The organism is Micromonospora parathelypteridis (assembly GCF_014201145.1).
Classification (GTDB): Bacteria; Actinomycetota; Actinomycetes; order Mycobacteriales; family Micromonosporaceae; genus Micromonospora; species Micromonospora parathelypteridis.
In genome coordinates this window covers 4,377,002-4,400,067 of record NZ_JACHDP010000001.1, presented here as the reverse complement: position 1 = coordinate 4,400,067, position 23,066 = coordinate 4,377,002, and the positions used below count along the sequence as shown (strand labels likewise).

At 71.2% G+C, this 23,066-nt stretch carries 19 protein-coding genes; 14 read left to right on the top strand and 5 right to left on the bottom strand.

Going from position 1 to position 23,066, the window contains the following annotated elements; all coding sequences use genetic code 11:
- Positions 1 to 314: 314 nt before the first annotated feature.
- Complete coding sequence (locus tag HNR20_RS19830; RefSeq protein ID WP_184188716.1) at positions 315 to 1,619, top strand: sugar transferase; 1,305 nt, start codon at positions 315 to 317, stop codon at positions 1,617 to 1,619.
- A 74-nt stretch (positions 1,620 to 1,693) separates the two neighbouring features.
- On the opposite strand, the gene rfbB is transcribed toward HNR20_RS19830, so the two are convergent.
- Positions 1,694 to 2,695, bottom strand: a complete 1,002-nt coding sequence (gene rfbB / locus HNR20_RS19825) for a dTDP-glucose 4,6-dehydratase (RefSeq protein WP_184181999.1) — start codon at positions 2,693 to 2,695, stop codon at positions 1,694 to 1,696.
- Positions 2,696 to 2,929: 234 nt separating this feature from the next.
- On the opposite strand from rfbB, the gene HNR20_RS19820 reads away from it, so the two are divergent.
- From HNR20_RS19820 to HNR20_RS19795, 6 genes are all read left to right on the top strand, one after another.
- Positions 2,930 to 4,120, top strand: coding sequence for a polysaccharide biosynthesis protein (locus HNR20_RS19820; RefSeq protein WP_229686963.1), 1,191 nt, complete (start codon positions 2,930 to 2,932; stop codon positions 4,118 to 4,120).
- A gap of 1 nt (position 4,121) precedes the next feature.
- Positions 4,122 to 4,970, top strand: coding sequence for a glycosyltransferase (locus HNR20_RS19815; protein WP_184181996.1), 849 nt, complete (start codon positions 4,122 to 4,124; stop codon positions 4,968 to 4,970).
- Positions 4,970 to 6,049, top strand: a complete 1,080-nt coding sequence (locus HNR20_RS19810; RefSeq protein ID WP_184181994.1) for a glycosyltransferase family 4 protein — start codon at positions 4,970 to 4,972, stop codon at positions 6,047 to 6,049. The genes HNR20_RS19815 and HNR20_RS19810 overlap by 1 nt, the downstream gene beginning before the upstream one ends.
- A 64-nt stretch (positions 6,050 to 6,113) precedes the next feature.
- Entirely contained in the window at positions 6,114 to 7,028 is a 915-nt protein-coding gene (locus HNR20_RS19805) for a glycosyltransferase family 2 protein (protein ID WP_229686964.1), read from the top strand.
- Complete coding sequence (locus HNR20_RS19800; RefSeq protein WP_184181992.1) at positions 7,028 to 7,891, top strand: glycosyltransferase; 864 nt, start codon at positions 7,028 to 7,030, stop codon at positions 7,889 to 7,891. The genes HNR20_RS19805 and HNR20_RS19800 overlap by 1 nt, the downstream gene beginning before the upstream one ends.
- A 34-nt stretch (positions 7,892 to 7,925) precedes the next feature.
- Positions 7,926 to 9,551 carry a glycosyltransferase family protein gene (locus HNR20_RS19795; protein ID WP_184181990.1) on the top strand — a complete coding sequence of 542 codons (1,626 nt, stop codon included), beginning with the start codon at positions 7,926 to 7,928 and terminating at the stop codon, positions 9,549 to 9,551.
- A gap of 28 nt (positions 9,552 to 9,579) precedes the next feature.
- Here the strand turns inward: HNR20_RS19795 and HNR20_RS19790 are convergent, their stop codons facing one another.
- Positions 9,580 to 11,100, bottom strand: a complete 1,521-nt coding sequence (locus tag HNR20_RS19790) for an O-antigen ligase family protein (protein ID WP_184181988.1) — start codon at positions 11,098 to 11,100, stop codon at positions 9,580 to 9,582.
- A 23-nt stretch (positions 11,101 to 11,123) separates the two neighbouring features.
- Positions 11,124 to 12,275, bottom strand: a complete 1,152-nt coding sequence (locus tag HNR20_RS19785) for a hypothetical protein (protein ID WP_311736897.1) — start codon at positions 12,273 to 12,275, stop codon at positions 11,124 to 11,126.
- 250 nt (positions 12,276 to 12,525) lie between these two features.
- On the opposite strand from HNR20_RS19785, the gene HNR20_RS19780 reads away from it, so the two are divergent.
- From HNR20_RS19780 to HNR20_RS19750, 7 genes are all read left to right on the top strand, one after another.
- Entirely contained in the window at positions 12,526 to 13,377 is an 852-nt protein-coding gene (locus HNR20_RS19780) for a MurR/RpiR family transcriptional regulator (RefSeq protein WP_184181984.1), read from the top strand.
- 16 nt (positions 13,378 to 13,393) lie between these two features.
- Complete coding sequence (gene hutU, locus HNR20_RS19775) at positions 13,394 to 15,049, top strand: urocanate hydratase (protein WP_184181982.1); 1,656 nt, start codon at positions 13,394 to 13,396, stop codon at positions 15,047 to 15,049.
- Positions 15,050 to 15,104: 55 nt separating this feature from the next.
- On the top strand, positions 15,105 to 16,307 hold the full coding sequence (locus HNR20_RS19770) for an allantoate amidohydrolase (RefSeq protein WP_184181980.1): 1,203 nt from the start codon (positions 15,105 to 15,107) through the stop codon (positions 16,305 to 16,307).
- Positions 16,298 to 17,665, top strand: a complete 1,368-nt coding sequence (locus tag HNR20_RS19765; protein ID WP_184181978.1) for a formimidoylglutamate deiminase — start codon at positions 16,298 to 16,300, stop codon at positions 17,663 to 17,665. The genes HNR20_RS19770 and HNR20_RS19765 overlap by 10 nt, the downstream gene beginning before the upstream one ends.
- Positions 17,662 to 18,852 carry an imidazolonepropionase gene (hutI, locus tag HNR20_RS19760; RefSeq protein WP_184181976.1) on the top strand — a complete coding sequence of 397 codons (1,191 nt, stop codon included), beginning with the start codon at positions 17,662 to 17,664 and terminating at the stop codon, positions 18,850 to 18,852. Before HNR20_RS19765 ends, hutI begins: the two co-directional genes overlap by 4 nt.
- Positions 18,849 to 20,387: a histidine ammonia-lyase gene (hutH, locus tag HNR20_RS19755; RefSeq protein WP_184181974.1), complete on the top strand. Its 1,539-nt coding sequence runs from the start codon at positions 18,849 to 18,851 to the stop codon at positions 20,385 to 20,387. The genes hutI and hutH overlap by 4 nt, the downstream gene beginning before the upstream one ends.
- Before the next feature lie 92 nt (positions 20,388 to 20,479).
- Positions 20,480 to 21,703, top strand: coding sequence for a DUF6891 domain-containing protein (locus HNR20_RS19750; protein WP_184181972.1), 1,224 nt, complete (start codon positions 20,480 to 20,482; stop codon positions 21,701 to 21,703).
- A 15-nt stretch (positions 21,704 to 21,718) separates the two neighbouring features.
- Here the strand turns inward: HNR20_RS19750 and rdgB are convergent, their stop codons facing one another.
- Together rdgB and rph are read right to left on the bottom strand one after the other, a co-directional pair.
- Positions 21,719 to 22,336 carry an RdgB/HAM1 family non-canonical purine NTP pyrophosphatase gene (gene rdgB, locus HNR20_RS19745; RefSeq protein ID WP_184181970.1) on the bottom strand — a complete coding sequence of 206 codons (618 nt, stop codon included), beginning with the start codon at positions 22,334 to 22,336 and terminating at the stop codon, positions 21,719 to 21,721.
- Positions 22,333 to 23,058, bottom strand: coding sequence for a ribonuclease PH (gene rph / locus HNR20_RS19740; RefSeq protein WP_184181968.1), 726 nt, complete (start codon positions 23,056 to 23,058; stop codon positions 22,333 to 22,335). Before rph ends, rdgB begins: the two co-directional genes overlap by 4 nt.
- Between the last annotated feature and the right edge of the window lie 8 nt (positions 23,059 to 23,066).

The window sequence follows — 23,066 nt, the reverse complement described above, 5'->3', positions numbered from 1 at the left end:
CGCGCCTCGGTCGATCGTAGAGTTCGGTCGCCCTTCTGGTCGGGATGCGTGACCGAGGGCTTTCACGGGGAGGTCCACTAGTGTCAGGCCATCCGGCGACCAGCCATTCCTCCACGCCGTCATTCGGCGGGGAGGAGATTGACATCCCGGGGGACGGGGCGCGCCTCTACGGCGGCGCCCCACCCGTTCCCCAGGCGAGAGAGTCCGAGGCTCAGGCGGAGCCCAAGGTCGAGGTGGCCGGCCTGGGCACCACCGCCGTCCTGCCGTACGCCCGTTCCCGCACCTCGTCGCGCACCCGGTGGCTACGGGCCTGGATGATGGTCGCGCCCGTCGATGTCGTCGCGCTGCTCGTTCCGCTGGTGTTGAGCCAGAGCTACTGGCGCGGGACGTTGGCCAACGCCGTCCTGACCGTGACCCTCTTCGCGGTCGGTGGCCTCTACCGGCCGCGCCGCCACGTGAGCATCCTCGACGAGTTGCCGAGCCTCTCCGGGCGACTGCTGGCCGCTGCCTCGGTGGTGGCCATCATCGCGGCGGAGCGGCACGCCTCGGTCACGTACGTCGGCGGTTTCATGCGGGGCGTCGCACTGTCGGCGTTGCTCGTGATCCTCGGGCGCGCGGCCAGCAGGGCGTTCACCGTCCTGTCCCGCAAGCGTCGGTGGGCGGAGCACAACGCGCTCATCGTGGGCGGCGGGCCGATCGGCCTCGAACTCGCACGGTTGCTGCGCCGCTACCCCCAGTACGGTCTGCGGTTCGTCGGCTGCGTCGACGCTTCGTCCCGTCAGGGCAACGCTGCGCTTCCCCTGAGCGGGACGCTGACGGACCTCGAACACCTCGTCCGGCTGACGGAGTGCGAGGTCCTGATCATCGCCGACCCGGACTGCCACGAGTCCACGCTCATGGAAACCCTGCTGCAGCCCCGCAGCTCGCGCTGTGACCTCTGGGCCGTGCCGCGCCTGTGGGGTTCACGCTCGCACAACGGTTACCCCGACCACATCGGCGCGTTCCCCATCGTCAAGATCGGTGACATCTCGCTGACCGGCCCGCGGTGGGCCATCAAACGGGCGTCCGACGTGCTGTTCGCCGCGGTCGCGCTCCTGCTGTTGAGCCCGGTGCTGCTGCTCTGCGCCATCGCCACGCTCATCGACGGTGGCCGTGGGATCTTCTTCTACCAGGAGCGGATCGGCCGGTACGGCCAGCCGTTCAAGGTCATCAAGTTCCGGTCGATGCGTCCGGTGAACGAGCAGGAGTCCCAGACCAACTGGTCCATCGCGCACGACAACCGGGTCGGTCCGATCGGCCGGTTCATGCGCCGGACCTCGCTGGACGAGCTGCCCCAGCTGTGGAACATCCTGCGCGGCGACATGAGCGTGGTCGGGCCTCGGCCGGAGCGTCCGTACTTCGTCGAGAAGTTCTCCGCCGAGTACCCGAACTACGCGGCACGCCACCGCGTCCCCGTCGGGCTCACCGGCCTCGCCCAGGTCAGCGGTCTGCGGGGCGACACGCCGATCTCCGACCGGGCCCGGTTCGACAACTACTACATCGAGAACTGGTCGCTGTGGTTGGACGTCAAGGTGGTGCTCCGCACCGTCTCGGAGGTCTTCCGCGCCGGGGGTCGCTGACCAGAAGCAAGCCGCCGCGGGTGGTGGCGTCGACGGTTCGAAACGTCGGCGCCGCCACCCGCGGCGTTGTCAGATCATGCGGTCGGCGTGCTCTTGAGGGGTTCCCACCAGGTGCGGTTGTCGCGGTACCAGGCGACGGTGTCGGCGAGGCCCTGGTCGAGGGTGATGCTGGGGGTGTAGCCGAGTTCTTCGTGGATCTTGGTGATGTCGAGGGAGTAGCGGCGGTCGTGGCCCTTGCGGTCGGTGACCGGGACGACGCGGTCCCAGCCGGCGCCGCAGGCGTCGAGGAGCAGGCCGGTGAGTTCCTTGTTGGTCAGCTCGGTGCCGCCGCCGATGTTGTAGACCTCGCCGGGGCGGCCCTTCTGCTGGACGAGGGCGATGCCGCGGCAGTGGTCGTGTACGTGCAGCCAGTCGCGGATGTTGCCGCCGTCGCCGTAGAGGGGGACGGTGCCGCCGTCGAGGAGGTTGCTGACGAACAGCGGGATGACCTTCTCGGGGAACTGGTAGGGGCCGTAGTTGTTGGAGCAGCGGGTGACGACGACGTCCATGCCGTGGGTGCGGTGGTAGGCCAGGGCGAGCAGGTCGGAGCCGGCCTTCGACGCCGAGTAGGGGGAGTTCGGGGCGAGGGGCCAGGTTTCGGTCCAGGAGCCGTCGTCGATGGAGCCGTAGACCTCGTCGGTGGAGACGTGCACGAAGCGGCCGGTGCGGTGGCGTAGCGCGGCGTCGAGCAGGGTCTGGGTGCCCAGGACGTTGGTGGTGACGAACGGGGCGGCGCCGGCGATGGACCGGTCGACGTGGGATTCGGCGGCGAAGTGCACGATCACGTCGTGGTCGGCGACGACCTCGTCGACGACGGTCGGGTCGCAGATGTCGCCCTGGACGAACCGTAGCCGCGGGTCGTCGCGGACGGGGTCGAGGTTGGCCAGGTTGCCCGAGTAGGTCAGTTTGTCGAGCACGGTCACGACCGCCGGCTCGAGCGGCGGCACGCCGTCGGCACTGCCGAGGGGCTTGCCCAGCAGCAGGCGAACGTACTCCGACCCGATGAATCCGGCTCCGCCGGTGACGAGGATCCTCACGGGTCGGGAAGTGTACGCCGACCACTTGTCGACTGCGGCAGGTGTTCGGCATTCTCGGTTAGGGCCGCCCGGGCGATTGCAGGCGCAACAGCGTTCCGGTAGAAAGTGCCAGCGACGTTTGACTCGTCGTGTTGCACGTATCGAAAAAACGGGGGCGAGAACGGCGTGTCGCTGGTCAATGCTGCTCGGCCATCGCCGAGTCCAGACCCCACACCACCCCCCGGCAGGCGCGTCGTGAGCCTGCTGCGGCGGCTCATCGCACCCGAGCGTCTCTTCATGGGCGCTCTCGGCCTGACCGGCCTGGCGGCAGTCCTGTCGGTGGCCCTGCCGCCGGCGGAACGCGGTGAACTCTCGGCGAACATGGTGAGCGCGACGCTGGGCGCGGCCGTGGGTGGCCTGTCCCTGGACACGTTCCTGCTGTCCCGTCCGGGCGGCTGGGTCTTCTCCCGCGGACGCCCCTGGGTCCTCGCGATGCTGGGAGCCTCGGTAGTCCTCTCCGTCGTCGCCGCCGCCGTGCTCACCGCGGTGGCCGGGATCGGCAGCTACCTGGTCGGAGTGGGGGCCGCGGCCGGCCTGACGATCTTCAACACGGTCTCGTCGATCGCGCTGCGCCAGAAGAGCTTCATGGTCGTCTACTCGCTGCGTGCGGCGAGCGGGGCGGTCCTGGTCGGTGGCTACGTCGCGCTGTACTTCGCTGGCCACCTGGACGGCGGCCTCTGGAGCATGGTGTGGCTCGTTGTCCAGTGGGTCAGCGCGCTGTCCGTGTGTGGCCTGGTGCTGGGGATGCTCCGGCGGATCGGGCCCGCGCCACGGCCGGAGGCGACCGCGGTGGAATACCGCGCCGACATGGCTGCCGTCGGCAACCTCCACCTCGGGATCTTCGCCCAGATGATGACGCTCCGGTTCAACCAGATCCTGGTGGCCAGGTTCGTCGGCGCCGGCCCACTCGGCGTGTACGCCCTGGCGGTCGCCGCGCTGGAGTTCGCGCAGGCCGGTGCCGTCGTACGGGCGCAACGGATCCTGGCCAGCCGGGATGGCAACGATGGGCCCGACCCCACCCGGGCCGTGGTCACCGCGGCTCTGCCGGTCGCCCTGGCGGCCATCGTCGGGCTCGGTGTGCTGGGTTACCTGCAGCCGGAGTACCGGCACGCCTGGCTTCTCGGCCTCGTTCTCCTGCCCGGCTCCCTGGCCACCGCGGCTGGCAAGAGCTGGAGCGCCCTGCTGTTGAAGAGGCGGGGCGAGCGGGCGACGACCGTGGTCGCCATCATCACCCTCGCATTCGCGATTCCCGCGTACTTTGCGATCATCCCGTGGGCGGGTGTGATCGGGGCGGCGATCGCCTCGACGCTCGCCTACGCCGTACACGCCTTCGCCTCCAGAGCGAGCCTGCGACGAGCGCAGTCGCCGAATAATGGGACGGTTTGACATGGATGTCTCGATTGTTGTCCTCGCCTGGGAGGACTTTGAGCGCACCCGCGCCTGTGTCCTGTCGCTGCCGGCGGAGGCGGAGATCGTTGTCGTCGACAACGGCAGCTCCCTGCACATCCAGGAGTCGTTGAGCGAGTTCTGCGCACAGCAGGGTGTCCGGTACGTCCAGTCCGGCTCGAACCTGGGGTACGCGCGGGGCATGAACCTCGGCGTGCGCCACACGAGCCGGGCGAACGTGATCCTCTCCAACAACGACATCATCGTGCACGCCGACGCCGTGACCCGGCTGCTGACCGCTCTCGAGGACCCGCAGGTGGGTGCGGCCTTCCCGGGCGTGGTCACGCCGTCCGGAGTGTCGCAGACGGAGGGCGGGCGGTTCCTGGGCCTGGGCGTCGGCTTCGCTCACGCCACCGGGCTCAGCTTCGTGCTGCCAAACCTGCGGATCGTCGCGCCGCCGGAGAAGGCGGACTGGCTGACCGGGCCCTTCGTCGCCATGCGCCGGGACACCTTCGACGCCATCGGCGGCGTCGACGAGACCTCGTTCTTCTACTCCGAGGACATGCGGCTGTGCTGGGCCGTCCGTCAGCAGGGCCTGCGGCTGGCGTACGTGCCGGAGGCCGTGATCATGCACGAGGACGACGCGACCGCCAAGCGGCGCTGGTCCGAGGCGGAGATCTCCCAGCGCCGCACCCGGGAGTTCATCCGGGCGAGCCGGGACATGGGCGGTCGGCGCGGCCGTATCGCCACGACGGCGTACGTGGGCGGTGTGCTGCTGCGCGCCGCAGTGGGAGGAAACCCCGTTCGCCGTGCCATCGCGCGCGGTGCCGTCGAGGGGCTGCGTGCCTGATGAAGGTGTTGTTCGTCTGCACCACGGGTGGCTCGGGACGGCGGCAACTCGGTGGTGCCGAACGCATCCTGACGGAAATCATCCCGGCTCATGCACGGACGGGCCTCGACGTCGTCGCCGCCACGTCGGACGACGAGGTGGGCCACGCGCTGCGCGAGGCCGGTGTGCCGTGGGTCGGTCTCAGCGCGACCAGCCGGATCGATCTTGCCTACGTCCGGGAGATCCGCCGCCTCGTCAACGAGGTGCAGCCGGACGTGGTCTGCGCCCACCTGCTGTCCGCCGCGATGCACTGCCGCGCGGCGTTGAGCATGGAACGCGAGCGGACTCCCCTCGTCGTCACGCTGCACAACAGCCTCTGGCAGTACCGGGACACCGCCGGCTCGTTCCAGCAGAAGGCGCTCATCCAGTCCAACATCACGCTGGACCTGATGATGCGTCGTGCCCGTCCACACGCGACGGTGGCGGTGTCCGAGTTTGAGGCCGCCGAGCTGCGCGACCGCGGCGGCGTCAAGAACATCCACCTGATCCCGAACCCGCTGCCCGCCACCTGGCCCAGCCCGAAGCCCGCCCACACGCCGGAGCCAGGTCGGCGGCCGGTGGTCGGCTATCTCGGCCGGCTGGAGAAGGAGAAGGGGGTTGATCTCCTACCCGAGATCGCCTCCCTCCTCCCGGAGGTGGACTTCAAGGTCGCCGGCGCCGGCACGTTGCCGATCGCCGCGCGGCCGAACCTCGACCTCGTCGGTCGCGTCACGGCCGCCGATTTCCTCCAGGAGATCGATTGCCTCGTGGTGCCGTCTCGGGTCGAGTCGTTCGGGCTCAGCGCGCTGGAGGCGCTGTCCCTCGGCGTACCCGTGGTGCACACGGGGGCCGGCGGTCTCGCCGAGGTCACCCGGCACGCGACGGGCACCCTGGCGTTCCAGGCGGACCTCGCGCCCGCGGCGCTCGCCGGTGCCATCCGGGAGGCGCTCGGCCGCCGTGCCGTCGACGAGGGGCAGCGGGTGGCCGAGTGGTACGCCCAGGAGTACGCCTTCGACAGGTGTGTCCAGCGGTGGCAGAGCCTGTACCGGTCCCTTCTGTGACGAGCAGGCCGTTGCCCGACCGGTTGTCCGAACGTGATCCGCAAACAGTGAGGGAGGTGTCCGAGTGACAGAGACGTTGACGATCGTCACGGTTCTCTACCGTTCCAGCGACATGCTCGCCGAGACGCTCCCGACCTGGGTACGCGCCGCCGACGGGCTACCGGTGAGATTCATCTTCGCCGACAACTGGCCGGAGGACGAGAGCGCGAAGGTCATCGCCGACTGTCTGGACGACGATCGGTACGAGTACCTCCCCGACTCGTCGAACCCCGGCTTCGCCGCCGGCTGCAACCGCGCCGTCGCCCCGGTGCGGACCAGCCACGTCATGCTGCTGAACCCGGACGTCTGGTTGCCGGAGGACGCACTCGCCCGCCTGTTCGCCTCCATCGCGGCGGACCCGGAAAGCCCGATCGCGGTGGGTCTCGCGATGCACGGCGGCGAGTACGTCGGCATCGACCTGCACCCGGTCTCGCTCTTCATCGACCGGTCGGTGACGGTCCCACGCGGGCCGCTCGGTCCGTCCGGTGGGGCGGCCGTCTTCCCCACCGCGCTCTTCCACCGCTTCGGCGGATTCTACGAGCACCTGTTCGCCTGGGGTGAGGATGCCGACCTGGCCTTCCGCCTCTACGCGGCGGGCCTGCGCACCCGACGGCTGGACTTCATGCTCCCGCACGCTGGCGGCCACAGCGTCGAAGGCGACAACAAGCTCCAGGGATTCCGGGCGTTTCTGCTGGCCCGCAATCGTCTCCTGGTCGCGGCGCGGACCTTCACCTGGCCGCTGATGCTCGTCGCGATACCGGTCCTCGCGCTGGCGCACCTGGCGCTGGCCGCCCGACGCGCCCGTCAGGGCCTGCTTCGTCCCTTCCTGCGGGGCGTGGGACGTGGCCTGCTGGAAGGGCCCGCGGCCCGCCGGCAGTGGAAGGGCAAGCGATTCGGCTTTGCATCCCTGATCAGCTACCTGAGAGTTCGGAGCGCTTGATGTCAGGACACCCGTGGAGTGTCGTTACGGTCACCTACAACTCTGCGGACACGCTCCGGCGGTGCTGGAGCAATGTCCACAAGCCCTACGAGTGGATCGTCGTCGACAACAACTCCGCCGACGACTCGGCCGCGGTGGCCGAGGAGTTGGGTGCCCGGGTCATCCGGTTGCCGGAGAACGTGGGCTTCTCCAAGGCCAACAACGCAGCCGTACGCCACACGGCGAGCGAGTACGTCCTGTTCGCCAACCCCGACCTCGAGATCGGTCCGGACGGCTTCGCCACCATGCAGCGTCACCTCGACGTGCACGGCGGTCTGGTCGCTCCTCAGCTGCTCGGGACCGACGGCATTCCCCAGCCCAACGGTCGCGGCTTCCCCTACGCCACGGCGAAGCTGGGTAACCGGAAGATCTGGCCGCTGTCCCGGATGCACGCGAACTACCGGGTGGTGGCGAACCCCGGCGAGGCCGTCTACGTCGCCTGGGTCATGGGTGCGGCCGTCGCGGCCCGCACCGCGGACTTCGTGGCGATGGGCGGGTGGAACGACAAGTTCTTCCTCTACTACGAGGATCACGAGCTGGGGCTGCGGGCGTGGCGGCACGGCATGCCGGTCGCCCTGCTCGGCGACGTCCGCTGGACCCACCACTGGGCCCGCGCGACGAACTCGTTCCAGTGGTCCCGGGCCCACACGTTCGAGCTGCAGAGCGCGCGGACCTTCTTCGGCATGTTCCCCGAGTTCCTGATCGGGTTGCCGACCGCCGCTCGGCGTAACCCGCAGGCGGCACGCCTGATCGGTTCGCCGGTGCCGGCGCAACGGGGCACCGGCTCCGCACCGACGCCAGCTTGGCCGGCGGCGTCCAGCTAGTGTCGGCGCGGCCGCGCTCGGCTCTGCACTGGGGATGGGAATCGGTGTGGTCGTACACCTGGTTCGCGAGGACGTGAGCCGTTCCGACACGTCGGCGACGCCTGTCACCAGGCGCCGTGGCAGCCTCGCGGACTGGATCGCCATGGCCGTTCTGCTGGCCCTCATCCCGGTGATCCACGATCTCAAGACCACGCTCACGGCGTCGTACTGGCTCGACGAGGCGTGGGTCGCGCTCTCGGTACGGCTTCCGCTCAGCGATCTGCCGGTGGCGACCTCGTCGACTCCGCTCGGGTGGAGCTTCCTGCTGCAGTTGGTGCCGGACACCGACTACCTGCGGGTGGTGCCGATCGCGTTTCACGGCTTCTCGGTTCTCGCCGCGTACGTGCTCGGTCGGTCGCTGCACTGGCCGACGCAACGCCTCAGGGTCGTCGCGGGGCTCGTCTCCGGGATGGCGGTGCTGCTCCTGCCGGCCCAGCAGATCCGTCACGACCTCAAGCAGTACACGGCCGACGCCGCCGTCACCGTGGCTCTGCTCGCGCTGGGCGCCTGGGCCGAGCGAACCTGGTCGCGCAGACGGCTCGGCGTGATCACGGCGGCGGTCGCCACGGGCATGTTGTTCAGTCACGTGACCGCCATCGCCGCCCCGTGTGTATTCGGCGGGTTGCTGCTGGTCACCGCGGCTCGGCAGCAGTGGGCCCGGCTGCGGGAGGTGGCCGTGGCGGGGCTCTGCACGGTCACCATCGTTCTGATCATCTACTTCAGCATCTCCGCACAGGGCAAGAACGACGCCATGCAGCGGTTCTGGGCCGACAGTTTCCCCAGCCTGACCGAGCTGCCCGGCTATCTCGGCCATCAGATCGACACCCTGACCCCGGTACTGGGCGCACCGGCCCTTCTCATCGGCGGCCTGCTCGTCGCCGGCGTCGTCACCATCGTTCGGCAGGGCCGCCCCGCCTGCGCGGCCGCGGTGGTCCTGCTGCCGGTGGCGGTGATGACGCTGGGAGTCGCGCGGTCCTACCCGCTGCTGGAACTGCGTACCTCGCACTTCCTGCTCGTCACGGCGGCCACGGTGGCCGGCATCGGCGTCGTCGGCCTGGCCCACGGTGTGACCACGCTCGTCCGGCGCGGGGTCCCCCAGGTGCCCCCCACCGTCGCGACAGTGGCGATCTGCGCGGTCCTGCTGTCGACGTTCGGCCTGCACAACGAACGCTGGTACCGGTTCGACGGCAACGAGTCGGGGCTCTACTACACCGCGATCTCCGTGACCGACATCCGTTCGTCGACGGAGTTCGTGGCCACGCACCGGTCGAGGACCGACGTCGTCGTCGTGAACTCGGGGGCGTGGTACGGCTTCGCGTTCTATTCGGACCCGGACCCGGTCAAGCTCGTCGCACGGTACGGCAACACCGTCGGTTGGTGGGTCGACATGCCCACCCGATCCGACGTCGTGGTGGTCCGGGACCTCGACGCCCAGGCCATCCGCGCCGGGCTGAACCAGGCCCTGGCCCTGGCAGGACGGCGTGGCGGTGCCCGTATCTGGCTGATCCGCTCACACCTCATCGGCGAGGAGGCGGCTGCCTGGCGGACGGTGCTCGCCGACTATCGCGTCGAGCAGGCCTCCGATGGGGTGGAACCGGTCCTGCTGATCAGCGAGGGCTGACCCACCCCTCCCGCCAGGCACATCGCGTCTAACTCGTCAGCGACGGTCCCTGATCTGCCCACTGCCTGCGGGGAGCGGGCACCGGTTGCCCGGTCGGCCGCGACGGTTCCGCCCCGGCGAGTGCGACGGCGAGGACGAAGACGGCCACCGCTCCGATCCACAGCCAGGCGTCGAAGAAGAAGACCTGTGCCGCGAGCCCGACCAGGAGGATGCGGGTCGTCACCGAACGCAGGCGCCACCAGAGCACCGTCAGGAGCGACAACAGGCCGGCCAGACCGAGTAGCCCGTAGTTGTACCAGAAGGTCAGGTAGGTGTTGTCGAAAACCTGCGCCTCACCATCGCCGATGGCGACCTTCTCCAGGTATCGAACATTCGACTCAGGCCCGTTTCCGAACACCACCGTCGACCAGTCCTGGGTGATGCCGTCCCAGACGACGCTGATCCGGGCGAAGCGCGCGTTCGCGCTGGCCGACTGGAGGGGATCGGAGATGCGCGACTCGGCTGTGCCGACGGGGTCGGCGGAACCCTTTGCGGGACCGGAGGATCCCGGCGTGGACGTGCTCGAACCTGGTCCCGAGGTGGGTGGCGTCGGAGACCCGGGAAACCAGGTCGGCCTGGGTGCGGCATTGGTGACGAACGAGAAGACGGATGGTTTGACGGCCACGAGCATCAGGGCGGTCGTGGCGATGAGGATCGCGCTGCCCACACCGCGCCAGGAGATCGTGCGCCACCGCAACAGCAGCCAGAGCGCGAGGGCGAGCACGATGCCCACCCATGCGCTGCGGGTGCCGGAGAGCACCAGCCCCACGAGGTTGGCGATGACGGGGATGTACCAGTACCTGCCTCGGATGGTCAGCGCGATGAGAGCCATCGCCATGGCGAAGCTGCCGTAGATGATGGGATGCCCCGAGATGCCCACGGCGCGGGTCGCGTCGAACGCCGAGGTGTAGGTCCAGTGGTAGGCGAGTTGGTCGAAGATCGGCCAGCTCAGCGTGACCGTCTGGTACTTGGCGAACACGGCGACGGGAACACTCAACCAGGTGAGCCACTCGGCGATGCGAATGATCAGCTGTCGGTCGCGCCGGGCTTCCTCGAAGACATGCCAGCAGAGCACACCGACACACGCGAGGGGAGCAAGGCCGACGACGATCGGCTTGGCCCCGTGCCAGTGCACCAGACCGGAGAGGAGCCCGGACAGGGGGAGGACGAGCACCGCCAGGATGGCGTTGCGCCGCCACCCGTCGCGCTCAGCGCGCAGCAGGCGCCCCCAGACGGCGAGGACGAACAGGAGCAGCAGCAGCGTGTACGAGGGGTTGGTCGGGTAGCCGAAGTTGATGGTGACCGGGATCGTGAAGGCGACGATGAAGACGGCCCAGGTGATCCGGACCGGGTCGAGCAGCACCCAACCGAGCACGGCACCGACGCAGACGCCGACCGACAGATCCCACCTGCCGACCACCAGGAACGCGACGGCCAGCATGCCAAGGCCGATAATGAGAATGCGTTCCGCGCGCCCCGTGCCCTTGACCTTCTCGGCCAACGATCGCATCCCCTGATTGTTGTTATCCACTATCAGCTACCGCGGCGCCACAGATCCCGCAGAGCGTCCCAGTTGCCGGCGATGCCCTGCTCGCAGGGCGTTTCAACGTAGTAGGCGCCGTTGGAATCGTCCGGGTCCCACCAGAGACCGCAGGTCGGCTTTCCATCCCCGCCGTCGAAGGCGTACTCAAGATAGCTGCCGGCCGTGTTGGTCACGCCGCCGGTCGTGCGGGTCGCCTCGCGCATCCCCGGTGCCAGCGAAGCGCCGGAGAAGTTAAGCCCCAACCGGAACTTACGTGCCGCGTCCTTCTGGGTTTTTCCCGGGTACAGCACGAAGTGCAACCACGCGCCGCTGTGGTCACAGAAGACGTGCTGCTTCTCGTCGGAGGGCAACTTCGGTGCGCCGGGAGTGTTGTACGACACACATCCGCCGATCCGACTCAGCCAGGGCTTGGCCAGCGGTGCCAGTTCACCCTGGAAGGTGGCGGTGTTGATGGTGAGCTGAGTGGCCTCGTACGGCGAGAGGGAGGCGCTGGCCGTGGGCGTCGGCGATGTTCCCTCGCCGCCACCGGCCTTGCCGACGAAGAACCCCGCAGCTCCGGCGACCAGTGCGATCACCAACGCGCCCACCGGCAGGATCCACTTGGCCCGCTTCGGTTCGCGTCGTACCGGCGCGATCCGGCGACCCGTACCGCCGAACGGGTCGTGCTGGACCGGGAACGACGGCGCCGGGGCGCTCATCGCCGTGGGCGTCCCGCTCTGCGACGCCACGGGCGAGGTCGGCGCACCGGAGACGGGGTGCGGGGATGCGGACACCGGCTGCCCGGAGACCGGGTTCGCTTGCACCGCCCAGGGCAGTTGCGGTGGGTGCTCTACCAGCTCAGGCGCACCGAAGGCCGACTGCGGCGGGCCACTGACCTGCTGCGGCACGCCGGACACCGGCGGGGCCGAGGAGGGTGGTGCCGAGACCGGCAGGTCGGGCACCGGCTGGTAGTCCATGCCGAGGCTCTGGAAGAGCCGCTGTGGCGCGTTGCCCTCGCTGGCGCGGTAGGCCACCCAGGGGTGGGCCGCGGAAAGGTCGGCGTCCGCGTACGGGTGGCCGCCAGCGGCCTGAGCCAAGGCGTTCGCCGCCGTACCAAAGGCCGCACGCCACCGCTCGTCGGACGCTGCGACCCCGTCCAACACGGCAACGGTGGCAAGCTGGCCCTGCCCATCCAGCGCGGCCCACGCCTTGCCAACCTGGCATGCGCCCAACATATGGGTGTACCTGTATGGGCTTTCCGGCTGCATCCCGCTCCTCTGCTCAACCGCCGTGCGGATCCTACAGAGCCTGCGCCATCTCAGCGGCCCGCCGGTCGGCCGTGCGACGGCTCAGGAGAACGGCTGGTTGCGCCAAAGCTTGCCGACTGAAAGTTTTGATGCATAGAGTCTCGGCGTGAATGAAGGAGCTGCCGAGGCGTCGGTCGATCAGGTGCTCGACCTGTTCGACGGGGTGCGACTGACCCCCACCCAGCGCCGCATCGCGCACTGCCTCGTGCAACACGCCCCCGCAGTGGCGTACCTGTCCGCCGCCGAGGTCGCGGAGCTGGCCGGGGTCAGCCAGCCGTCGGTCACCCGTTTCGCCGTCGCGCTCGGCCACGACGGCTACCCGGCGCTGCGCCGTCGCCTGCGGGACCTCACCACCTCGACGCCGGCCGGGTCGACGGACGCCGGCAACGAGCTACAACAGGCGGTACGCGCGGAAATGGGCAATCTGGACCGACTGGCCGGTCAGCTCGCCGACCGGAACCGGATCGCCGAGACCGGGCGGATGCTCGCGCGGAGCCGCCCGCTGCCAGTGCTCGGCCTGCGTGCCGCCGCGCCGCTGGCCGCGTACTTCGCCTATTTCGCGGCCAAGGTGCACCCGGACGTGCGGGTGCTCGACGACGGCGGCAGCCTGCTCACCGACCGCCTGGAGCAGGCGGCCGAGGCCGGAGCGTCCGCCGTGCTCGCCTTCGTGCTGCCCCGCTACCCCCGGGAGACCCTGGACGCGCTGCGCGACGCGCGCGCCGCGGGGCTGACCGTCGTGGCGATCACCGACTCACCGGTCAGCCCCGCCGCCGAGCACGCCGACGTGGTGCTGCCCGCGGCGGTCGGCGCGCAGCTCGTCTTCGACCTGCACACCGCCCCGATGACCCTGGCCATGGTGCTGTTGCAGGCGATCTGCGACGCCGCACCGGCCGACACCCAGCGCCGACTGGAGGCGTTCGAGGCCTCCGCGGCCCGCCGTCAGTTGTTCCGCGGATGACCGGAGGAGACCCGAGATGACCCAGCCCGTCCGTGCCGCACGGGGCAGCAAGCTCACCGCCCGTGGGTGGCAGCAGGAGGCCGCCCTGCGGATGTTGATGAACAACCTCGACCCCGAGGTGGCCGAACGCCCCGACGACCTGGTCGTCTACGGCGGCACCGGGAAGGCGGCACGGGACTGGCCGTCGTACCACGCGTTGGTCCGCACCCTGACCGATCTGCGCGAGGACGAGACGATGCTGGTGCAGTCCGGCCGTCCGGTCGGCGTGCTGCGCACCCACGAGTGGGCGCCCCGGGTGCTGCTGGCCAACTCGAACCTGGTCGGCGACTGGGCGACCTGGCCGGAGTTTCGCCGGTTGGAGCACCTCGGGCTGACCATGTACGGGCAGATGACCGCCGGTTCGTGGATCTACATCGGCACCCAGGGCATCCTCCAGGGCACCTACGAGACGTTCGCGGCGGTAGCCGCAAGGAGGTTCGGGGGCGACCTCGCGGGCACGCTGACGCTGACCGCCGGCTGCGGTGGGATGGGCGGCGCGCAGCCACTCGCGGTCACCATGAACGGCGGCGTCTGCCTGATCGTCGACGTGGACCGCACCCGGCTCGACCGTCGGGTGCACGACCGCTACCTGGACGAGGTCGCCGACTCGCTGGACGACGCGGTGCGGCGGGTGCTCGCCGCGAAGCGGGACCGGCGCGCGCTCTCCGTCGGCGTGGTCGGCAACGCCGCCGAGGTCTTCCCCGAGTTGCTGAGCCGCGGCGTCGCCATCGACATCGTGACCGACCAGACCAGTGCCCACGACCCGCTGTCGTACCTGCCGGTGGGGGTGGAACAGGCCGACGCCCGCGACTACGCGGCGGCGAAGCCGGCCGAGTTCACCGACCGGGCCCGCGCGTCGATGGCGAAGCACGTCGAGGCGATGGTCGGTTTCCTGGACGCCGGCGCCGAGGTCTTCGACTACGGCAACTCGATCCGCGGCGAGGCGCAGCTCGCCGGCTACCAGCGCGCCTTCGACTTCCCCGGTTTCGTGCCCGCGTACATCCGGCCGTTGTTCTCCGAGGGCAGGGGCCCGTTCCGGTGGGCGGCGCTCTCCGGCGACCCGGCCGACATCGCGGCCACCGACCGGGCCATCCTGGAGCTGTTCCCGGAGAACGAGCCCCTGGCCCGCTGGATCCGGCTGGCCGGTGAGCGGGTCGCCTTCCAGGGCCTGCCGGCCCGGATCTGCTGGCTCGGGTACGGCGAGCGGGACAAGGCGGGCGTCCGGTTCAACGAGATGGTCGCCTCCGGTGAGCTCTCCGCCCCGGTCGTCATCGGTCGGGACCACCTCGACGCCGGCAGCGTGGCCAGCCCGTACCGGGAGACCGAGGCGATGGCCGACGGCTCCGACGCGATCGCCGACTGGCCGCTGCTCAACGCCCTGGTCAACACGGCCAGCGGCGCTTCCTGGGTGTCGATCCACCACGGCGGCGGGGTGGGCATCGGCCGGTCGATCCACGCCGGGCAGGTCTGCGTGGCCGACGGCACCGCCCTCGCCGGGCAGAAGATCGAGCGGGTGCTCACCAACGACCCGGCGATGGGCGTGATCCGGCACGTGGACGCCGGCTACGACATCGCCCGCGATGTCGCAGCCCGCACCGGCCTGCGCACCCCGATGACCGAGGGAACAGCGTGAGCGCGAGGAGTGCGGCGCAGCGGAGCCCCGCAGTCGCGAACAACAGGAGTAGAGCGTGACCGACGACCTTCCCGGGCGGTTCCGGGCGCTGTGGGACGAGATCGCGCCGGTCGGGCGGGACGCCGACAGCGGCGGCTACCTGCGGTACTCGTTGACCGAGCCGGAGATCGAGCTGCGCGCCTGGTTCCGCGCGCAGGCCGAACGACGGGGCCTGCCGGTCACCGAGGACGGCAACGGCAACCTCTTCGCCCACTGGGGTGACCCGGAGGCCTCCGACGCGGTGCTCACCGGCAGCCACTTCGACTCGGTGCCGCACGGCGGGGCGTACGACGGGCCGCTCGGCATCGTGAGCGCGTTCCTCGCCGTGGACGAGCTGCGCGCCGCTGGTGTCACTCCGCACCGGCCGCTGGTGCTGGCCGCGTTCGTCGAGGAGGAGGGTGCGCGCTTCGGCGTACCGTGTCTGGGGTCGCGGCTGCTCACCGGCGCCCTGCCGCCGGACCGTGCGGCCGGCCTTCGCGACGCGGCCGGGGTGAGCTTCGCCGAGGCGCTCGGCGACCGGCCGGCGGGCGCCCGTCCGGAGTTGCTGGGCCGCTTCGGCGCCTTCGTGGAGTTGCACGTCGAGCAGGGCCGCGCGCTCGTCGACACCGACGCGCCGGTCGCGGTGGCCAGCGCGATCTGGCCGCACGGCCGGTGGCGCTTCGACGTGGTCGGCGAGGGCAACCACGCGGGTACGACCCGGATGGCCGACCGGCGCGACCCGATGCTCACGTACGCGTTCACGGTGCTGGCGGCCAACAAGGAGGCCCGGCTGCGCGGCGCGCACGCCACGGTGGGCCGGGTCGCCGTCGAGCCGAACGCCACCAACGCGATCCCGTCGAAGGTGACCGGCTGGCTGGACGCCCGGGCGGCCGATCCGCAGACGCTGACCGGGCTGGTCGACGCGGTCTGGGGCAAGGCCGCCGAGCGGGCCCGGCGCGACGGTACGGTGGTGACGGTCACCGAGGAGTCGGCGACCCCGCTGGTCGCCTTCGACGGCGGGCTGGCCGAACGGCTGGCCACGCTGCTGGACGCGCCCGTGCTGCCCACCGGCGCGGGGCACGACGCCGGTGTGCTCGCCGCGCACCTGCCCACCGCGATGCTGTTCGTGCGCAACCCGACCGGGGTGTCGCACTCCCCCGCCGAGGCGGCCACCGACGACGACTGCGCGGCCGGGGTGCGGGCGCTGGCCCGGGTGCTCGAGGAGCTGACATGCCGGTGACACCGACCCGCTGGCTCGCCGAGTACGCCTGGCTGCCCCAGCACGCCGAACCCACTCCCGACGTGCTGATCGAGGTCGAGGACGGCCGGATCACGGCGCTCACACCGCTGCTCGGGACCGGAGGCCCGTCCGCCGGGATCGAAGTGCTGCGCGACGCCACCCGGCTGCCCGGCCTCACCCTGCCCGGACTGTCCAACGTGCACTCGCACGCCTTCCACCGGGCGCTGCGTGGGCGCACCCACGGTGGCCGGGGCGACTTCTGGACCTGGCGGGACCAGATGTACGCCGTCGCCGACCGGCTGGACCCGGACACCTACCTCGCCCTGGCCCGGGCGGTCTACGCCGAGATGGCGCTCGCCGGGATCACGTGTGTGGGCGAGTTCCACTACCTGCACCACCGGCCGGACGGCGGCGCCTACGCCGACCCGAACGCGATGGGCGCGGCGCTGGTGGAGGCCGCCGCGCAGGCCGGTGTCCGGCTCACCCTGCTGGACACCTGCTACCTGATCTCCACCGTGGACGGTCAGGCTCTCGCCGGGCCACAGCGCCGCTTCGGCGACGGGGACGCGGCCCGCTGGGCCGAGCGGGCGGCCGCGTTCCAGCCGGCGGACTCGCACGCCCGGGTCGGCGCGGCGGTGCACTCGGTGCGGGCGGTCCCGGCCGACCAGCTCCGCACGGTCGCGGACTGGGCGCGGGAGCGGCAGGCGCCACTGCACGTGCACCTCTCCGAGCAGCCCGCCGAGAACGACGAGTGCCGGGCCGTGCACGGACGCACGCCCACCGCGCTGCTCGCCGAGCACGGCGTGCTCGGGCCGGACACCACCGCCGTGCACGCCACCCACCCGACCAGCGGCGACCTGACACTGCTCGGGGAGAGCCGGACCGGGGTGTGCCTCTGCCCGACCACCGAGCGGGACCTCGCCGATGGGATCGGCCCGGCCCGCCGAATGGCCGACGCGGGGATCCGGTTGAGCCTGGGCAGCGACAGCCACGCCGTGATCGACCTGTTCGAGGAGGCCCGGGCGGTGGAGCTGGACGAGCGACTGCGTACCCGCAAGCGCGGCCACTTCGCCCCGGTTGACCTGTTGACGGCGGCCAGCACCGCCGGGCACGCCGCGCTGGGTTGGACCGACGCCGGAAGGATCGCCGTCGGCGCACGCGCCGACCTGGTGACGGTACGGCTGGACAGCGCCCGCACCGCTGGCGTGCCGCCGGTGGGCGTGTTCTTCGCGGCGTCCGCGGCGGACGTCGAGCAGGTCGTGGTGGACGGCCGGGTGGTGGTGGCCGAGGGCCAACACCTGAGCCTTGACGTGCCGGCCGAGTTGTCGGCGGCGATCGAGGCGGTGACTCCCGCGTGAGCACGAGCAGTCTGCTGGTCGACAACATCGGGGAGCTGGTCACCAACGGCGTCGGCGAGGGCCCGCTGGGCATCCACCGCGACGCCGCCGTGCTCGTCGAGGAGGGCCGGGTGGCCTGGGTCGGGCCGTCCGCGCACACGCCGGCCGCTGACCGGCGGGTCGACGCCGGCGGGGCGGCCGTGCTGCCCGGCTTCGTGGACAGCCACGCCCACCTGGTCTTCGCCGGGGACAGGGCCGCCGAGTTCGGTGCCCGGATGGCCGGCCAGCCCTACACCGGCGGCGGCATCCGGACCACGGTCGGAGCGACCCGGGCCGCCACCGACGACGAGCTGCGGGCCACCGTGCGCCGGCTGCGCGGGGAGGCGCTGCGCCAGGGCACCACGACCATGGAGATCAAGAGTGGGTACGGGCTGACCGTCGCCGACGAGGCCCGCTCACTGCGGATCGCCGCCGAGGCTAGCGGAGAGACCACCTTCCTCGGGGCGCACGTGGTGCCCGCCGAGTACGCCGACCGCCCCGACGACTACGTCGGACTGGTCTGCGGGCCGATGCTGGCCGCCGCCGCGCCGTACGCGAAGTGGGTCGACGTGTTCTGCGAGCGCGGCGCGTTCGACGTCGACCAGGCCCGGGCCATCCTGGCCAGCGGTCAGGCCGCGGGGCTGGGCGTACGGATCCACGCCAACCAGCTCGGTCCCGGCCTGGGCGTTCAGCTCGGGGTCGAGCTGGGCGCGGCCAGCGTCGACCACTGCACGCACCTCAGCGACGCCGACGTGGCCGCGTTGGTCGGCACCGCCCAGAGCGACGGGTCGGGGACCCGCACAGTGGCGACCCTGCTGCCCGGCGCCGAGTTCTCCACCCGATCGCCGTACCCGGACGCCCGCCGGCTGCTCGACGCCGGCGTCACCGTGGCGTTGGCCACCGACTGCAATCCCGGCTCGTCGTACACCTCGTCGATGCCGTTCTGTGTAGCTCTCGCGGTCCGTGAGATGCGGATGACCCCGGCGGAGGCGGTCTGGGCCGCGACCGCCGGTGGCGCGCGGGCGCTGCGCCGCGACGACATCGGCGTCCTCACCCCCGGCGCCCGGGCCGACCTCGTCGTCCTGGACGCGCCGTCGTACCTGCACCTGGCCTACCGGCCCGGTGTCCCCTTGATCCGCCAGGTAATGCGCAACGGAGTGCCGCAATGACGACCGTGACCATCCAGCCCACCGGAATTTCCGCCGACGACGTGTTGGCGGTTGCCCGCGGCACCGCCAAGGTCGTCCTCGACCCGGCCACCATCGAGGCGATGGCGACCAGCCGGGCCATCGTGGACGGCATCGAGTCGTCCGGCCGCCCCGTCTACGGGGTCTCCACGGGGTTCGGGGCGCTGGCCAACACGTTCATCGCCCCGGAGCGGCGGGCCGAGCTGCAACACGCGCTGATCCGCTCGCACGCGGCCGGGGTGGGCGCCCCGATGCCCCGTGAGGTGGTCCGGGCCATGATGCTGCTGCGGGTCCGGTCGCTGGCGCTGGGCCGCTCCGGGGTCCGCCCGCTGGTCGCCGAGGCCCTGGTCGACCTGCTCAACCACGACATCACCCCCTGGGTGCCCGAGCACGGCTCGCTGGGCGCGTCCGGTGACCTGGCGCCGCTGGCGCACTGTGCGCTGGTGCTGCTCGGCGAGGGCTGGGTCCTCGGCCCGGCCGGCGAGCGGCAGGACGCGGCCGACGCGCTGACCGCCGCCGGGCTCAAGCCGATCGAGCTGGCCGCCAAGGAGGGGCTGGCGCTGATCAACGGCACCGACGGCATGCTCGGCATGCTGCTGCTGGCCATCCACGACGCGGCGCACCTGTTCGCCATGGCCGACGTGACGGCCGCGTTGGCCATCGAGGCGATGCTCGGCTCGGAACGGCCGTTCCTGCCCGAGCTGCACGCGATCCGGCCGCACCCCGGTCAGGCGGCGTCGGCGGCGAACATCCACCGGCTGCTGCAGGACTCGCGGGTGATGGACTCACACCGCGACGACCTGGCGCACGCCGTGCAGGACGCGTACTCGATGCGGTGTGCACCGCAGGTGGCCGGCGCGGCCCGCGACACCTTGGACTTCGTCCGCACGGTCGCCGGTCGGGAGCTGGTGTCGGTGGTGGACAACCCGGTCGTGCTGCCGGACGGTCGGGTCGAGTCGACGGGAAACTTCCACGGCGCGCCGCTCGGCTTCGCCGCGGACTTCCTCGCCATCGCCGCCGCCGAGGTGGGCGCGATCGCCGAGCGACGGGTGGACCGGCTGCTCGACGTCACCCGTTCCCGGGAACTGCCGGCGTTCCTGTCCCCCGACGCCGGGGTCAACTCCGGGCTGATGATCGCCCAGTACACGGCGGCCGGGATCGTCGCCGAGAATCGTCGCCTGGCCGCCCCGGCCTCGGTGGACTCGCTGCCCACCAGCGGCATGCAGGAGGACCACGTCTCGATGGGCTGGGCCGCCGCCAAGAAGCTGCGGACCGTGCTGGACAACCTCACCAGCCTGCTCGCGGTCGAGTTGCTGGCCGGCGTACGCGGCCTGCAACTGCGCGCGCCGCTGGAGCCGTCACCGGCCGGCCGGGCCGCCGTCGCCGCGCTGGGCGGGGCGGCCGGCGAACCCGGGCCGGACGTGTTCCTCGCCCCCGTGATGGAGGCCGCCCGTGCCGTCGTCGCCGGGCCGGAGCTGCGCGCCGTCATCGAACGGGAGGTCGGCCCGCTGGGCTGACCTCGCTCTGGTCGCTGTCGTCCGCCGCGGGTCAGGCGGCGGACGGCAGCACCTGGTTCGGTCTGTCGGCTAGTGCTGTTAGGTTCGCCGCCGTGGAGATCGAGGAGCCGGGGCTCAACGAGCAGATCCAGGAGTACGTCCGCCGCCACGTCGCACTTGCCGAGTTGCCGGCTGCTGCGATCGTCGCCGAGACGATTGAGTACCTGCACGGCGAGACAGACCCAGCCGATGTCGAGGCCCGAGCCTGGCCGGTGGTGACCGAGGAGTTGAGCGCGCACCTCGCCGCCCAGGCGCGGTGGCCGGAGGTCACCGACAGCGATCGGCTCACCGCGGCCTTCCGGACGCTCTCGGCCGCTGGGCTGGTGGCCCGGGAAGACTTCGCCTGCTGTCAGAACTGCGGCGTCGCCGAGATCGGCGATGAGGTGCCTCGGGGTCGCACCGCGCGGGGGTACGCCTTCTACCATCGGCAGGACGCCGAGCGCGGTGTCGACGGCTCCGGGGTCTACCTGACGTACGGCCTCTTCGGGCAGCCCGCGACGGTCGACGTCGGCGAGGAAATCGCTGCGGCGCTGCGCGCCGAAGGGTTGACGGTGCACTGGGACGGGCACACCGGCACCCGGATCAGGGTCGCGCTGACCTGGCAGCGACGCCGAGCCGGTCGGCTGGCCGCGCTGCCCGCCACTGTCGACGACGACGTGGACATCGAGGTGGAGCTGCTGAACGAGTGGACGGGGAGCGACGCCCCGACCGAGGGTCTGACGTCGGCCGCCCGGCTCGCCGGCCTGGATCTGCCCTGGTTGCCCGCCGGCGTACGGATTCAGGTGGCTCATGAGGGCACCACTGTCGTCGTTCGACGGGAGGGGGACACACTGGTGGGCGCGTACCCCGAGCAGGGCGGGCGGGAGCTGACCGTCGGCCGGCACGACGGCATGGATCTGATCCGCCGGTTGACCGGCGGGTCGGTCCCGGCGGCCACCCAGCCGGCCCCGCCCAATTTCCTCGAGGCGACCTACCAGTACCGCGGCAGCGTCCAGAAGGGCGTGCCGCTGGACGCAGCCGAGACGCGCCTCCTGCTGCACGCGATGCGGCCGCTGAGCTTTGACTTCCTGACCGCCTTCGGCCGCTCCGGCGGCTGTGTGCAGGTCGCCTGGGAGCCCGACGGGCTGTGGCTGGAAGAGCTGGACAGTGCACGGTCCACCTCGACCGGGCGGATCGCCACCATCGGCGAGGCCGAACGGATGCTCACCGTGCTGGCCACTGAGGACCGCGTCCCGATCGACGAGCTGGGCGGCGACCTCGTGACGAAGCGCTGGTGAAACGTGTCGGGGTGCTCAGGCGGCGGGCGGCAGCACCTTGGCGACCAGCTTGGCCAGCTCACGCAGCGCCTTGCCGCGGTGGCTGATGGCGTCCTTCTCGGCCGGGGTCAGCTCGGCGTTGGTCCGGTCCTGTCCGTCGCCCAGGAAGATCGGGTCGTAGCCGAACCCACCATCGCCGCGCGGAGCGCGCAGCACCCGACCGGACTGCCGGCCGTCGACGAGGTGCTCCTTGCCGCCGGGCAGCACCAGCGCCACCGTGCAGACGAACGAGGCCGCCCGCTGCTCGTCGGGCACGTCGGCGATCTGATCCAGCACCAGCTGAAGGTTGGCCCGGTCGTCGCCGTGCTGGCCGGACCAGCGGGCGCTGAACACCCCCGGCATCCCGTTGAGCGCGTCCACCGCGATCCCCGAGTCGTCGGCGATGGTCGGCAGCCCACTCTGCCGGCAACCCTCCCGCGCCTTGATCAGCGCGTTCTCGCCGAAGGTCAGGCCGGTCTCCGGCAGCTCCGCGTACTGCTCGACGTCGTCCAGCCCGAGCAGGGCGATCCGCTGCGCGCCGAGCGCGCCGTCCAGGATCCGCTGAAGTTCCACCAGCTTCTTGCGGTTACGGGTGGCGAGCAGAACCTTGTTCATGAGAGAGCCTTCCGCTGGGCTTCCGCCAACTCGTTGCAGCCGGCGACGGCCAGGTCGAGCAGGCTGTCGAGCTGGTCGCGGGCGAACACGCCCGCCTCGCCGGTGCCCTGCACCTCGACGAAGTCACCCGCGCCGGTGCACACCACGTTCATGTCCACCTCGGCGGCGACGTCCTCCTCGTAGCAGAGGTCCAGTCGCGCCTCGCCGGCGATGATCCCCACGCTGACCGCGGCCACCGACCGGTGCATCACCTTCTCCGGCTTCCCGGCCAACGCCTTGCGGGCGGCGAGCCACCCCACCGCGTCGTGCAACGCGACGTACGCGCCGGTGATCGCGGCCGTCCGGGTGCCGCCGTCGGCCTGGAGCACGTCGCAGTCGAGCACCACCGAGTTCTCGCCGAGCGCCTTGAGGTCGATGCTGGCCCGCAGGCTGCGGCCGATCAGCCGGGAGATCTCGTGGGTGCGGCCACCGACCCGACCCTTGACGCTCTCCCGGTCGGAGCGGGTGTTGGTGGCCCGGGGCAGCATCGCGTACTCGGCGGTCACCCAGCCGAGCCCGGAGCCCTTGCGCCAGCGGGGCACCCCCTCGGTGACGCTCGCCGTGCAGAGCACCCGGGTGCCGCCGAACTCGACGAGCACCGAGCCCTCCGGATGGGTGCTCCAGCCTCGGGTCAGGGTCACCGGTCGAAGTTGAGAGGGCCCTCGCCCGTCAGGTCGCGCCATGCCTGCAC

Excerpts from the sequence above, each read along its gene's own strand:
- HNR20_RS19830 (WP_184188716.1), top strand. The coding sequence starts at position 315 with ATGATGGTCGCGCCCGTCGATGTCGTCGCGCTGCTCGTTCCGCTGGTG.
- HNR20_RS19815 (WP_184181996.1), top strand. The coding sequence starts at position 4,122 with ATGGATGTCTCGATTGTTGTCCTCGCCTGGGAGGACTTTGAGCGCACC.
- HNR20_RS19810 (WP_184181994.1), top strand. The coding sequence starts at position 4,970 with ATGAAGGTGTTGTTCGTCTGCACCACGGGTGGCTCGGGACGGCGGCAA.
- HNR20_RS19800 (WP_184181992.1), top strand. The coding sequence starts at position 7,028 with ATGTCAGGACACCCGTGGAGTGTCGTTACGGTCACCTACAACTCTGCG.
- HNR20_RS19795 (WP_184181990.1), top strand. The coding sequence starts at position 7,926 with ATGGGAATCGGTGTGGTCGTACACCTGGTTCGCGAGGACGTGAGCCGT.
- HNR20_RS19790 (WP_184181988.1), bottom strand. The coding sequence starts at position 11,100 with ATGCGATCGTTGGCCGAGAAGGTCAAGGGCACGGGGCGCGCGGAACGC.
- hutU (WP_184181982.1), top strand. The coding sequence starts at position 13,394 with ATGACCCAGCCCGTCCGTGCCGCACGGGGCAGCAAGCTCACCGCCCGT.
- HNR20_RS19765 (WP_184181978.1), top strand. The coding sequence starts at position 16,298 with ATGCCGGTGACACCGACCCGCTGGCTCGCCGAGTACGCCTGGCTGCCC.
- hutH (WP_184181974.1), top strand. The coding sequence starts at position 18,849 with ATGACGACCGTGACCATCCAGCCCACCGGAATTTCCGCCGACGACGTG.
- rdgB (WP_184181970.1), bottom strand. The coding sequence starts at position 22,336 with ATGAACAAGGTTCTGCTCGCCACCCGTAACCGCAAGAAGCTGGTGGAA.
- rph (WP_184181968.1), bottom strand. The coding sequence starts at position 23,058 with ATGGCGCGACCTGACGGGCGAGGGCCCTCTCAACTTCGACCGGTGACC.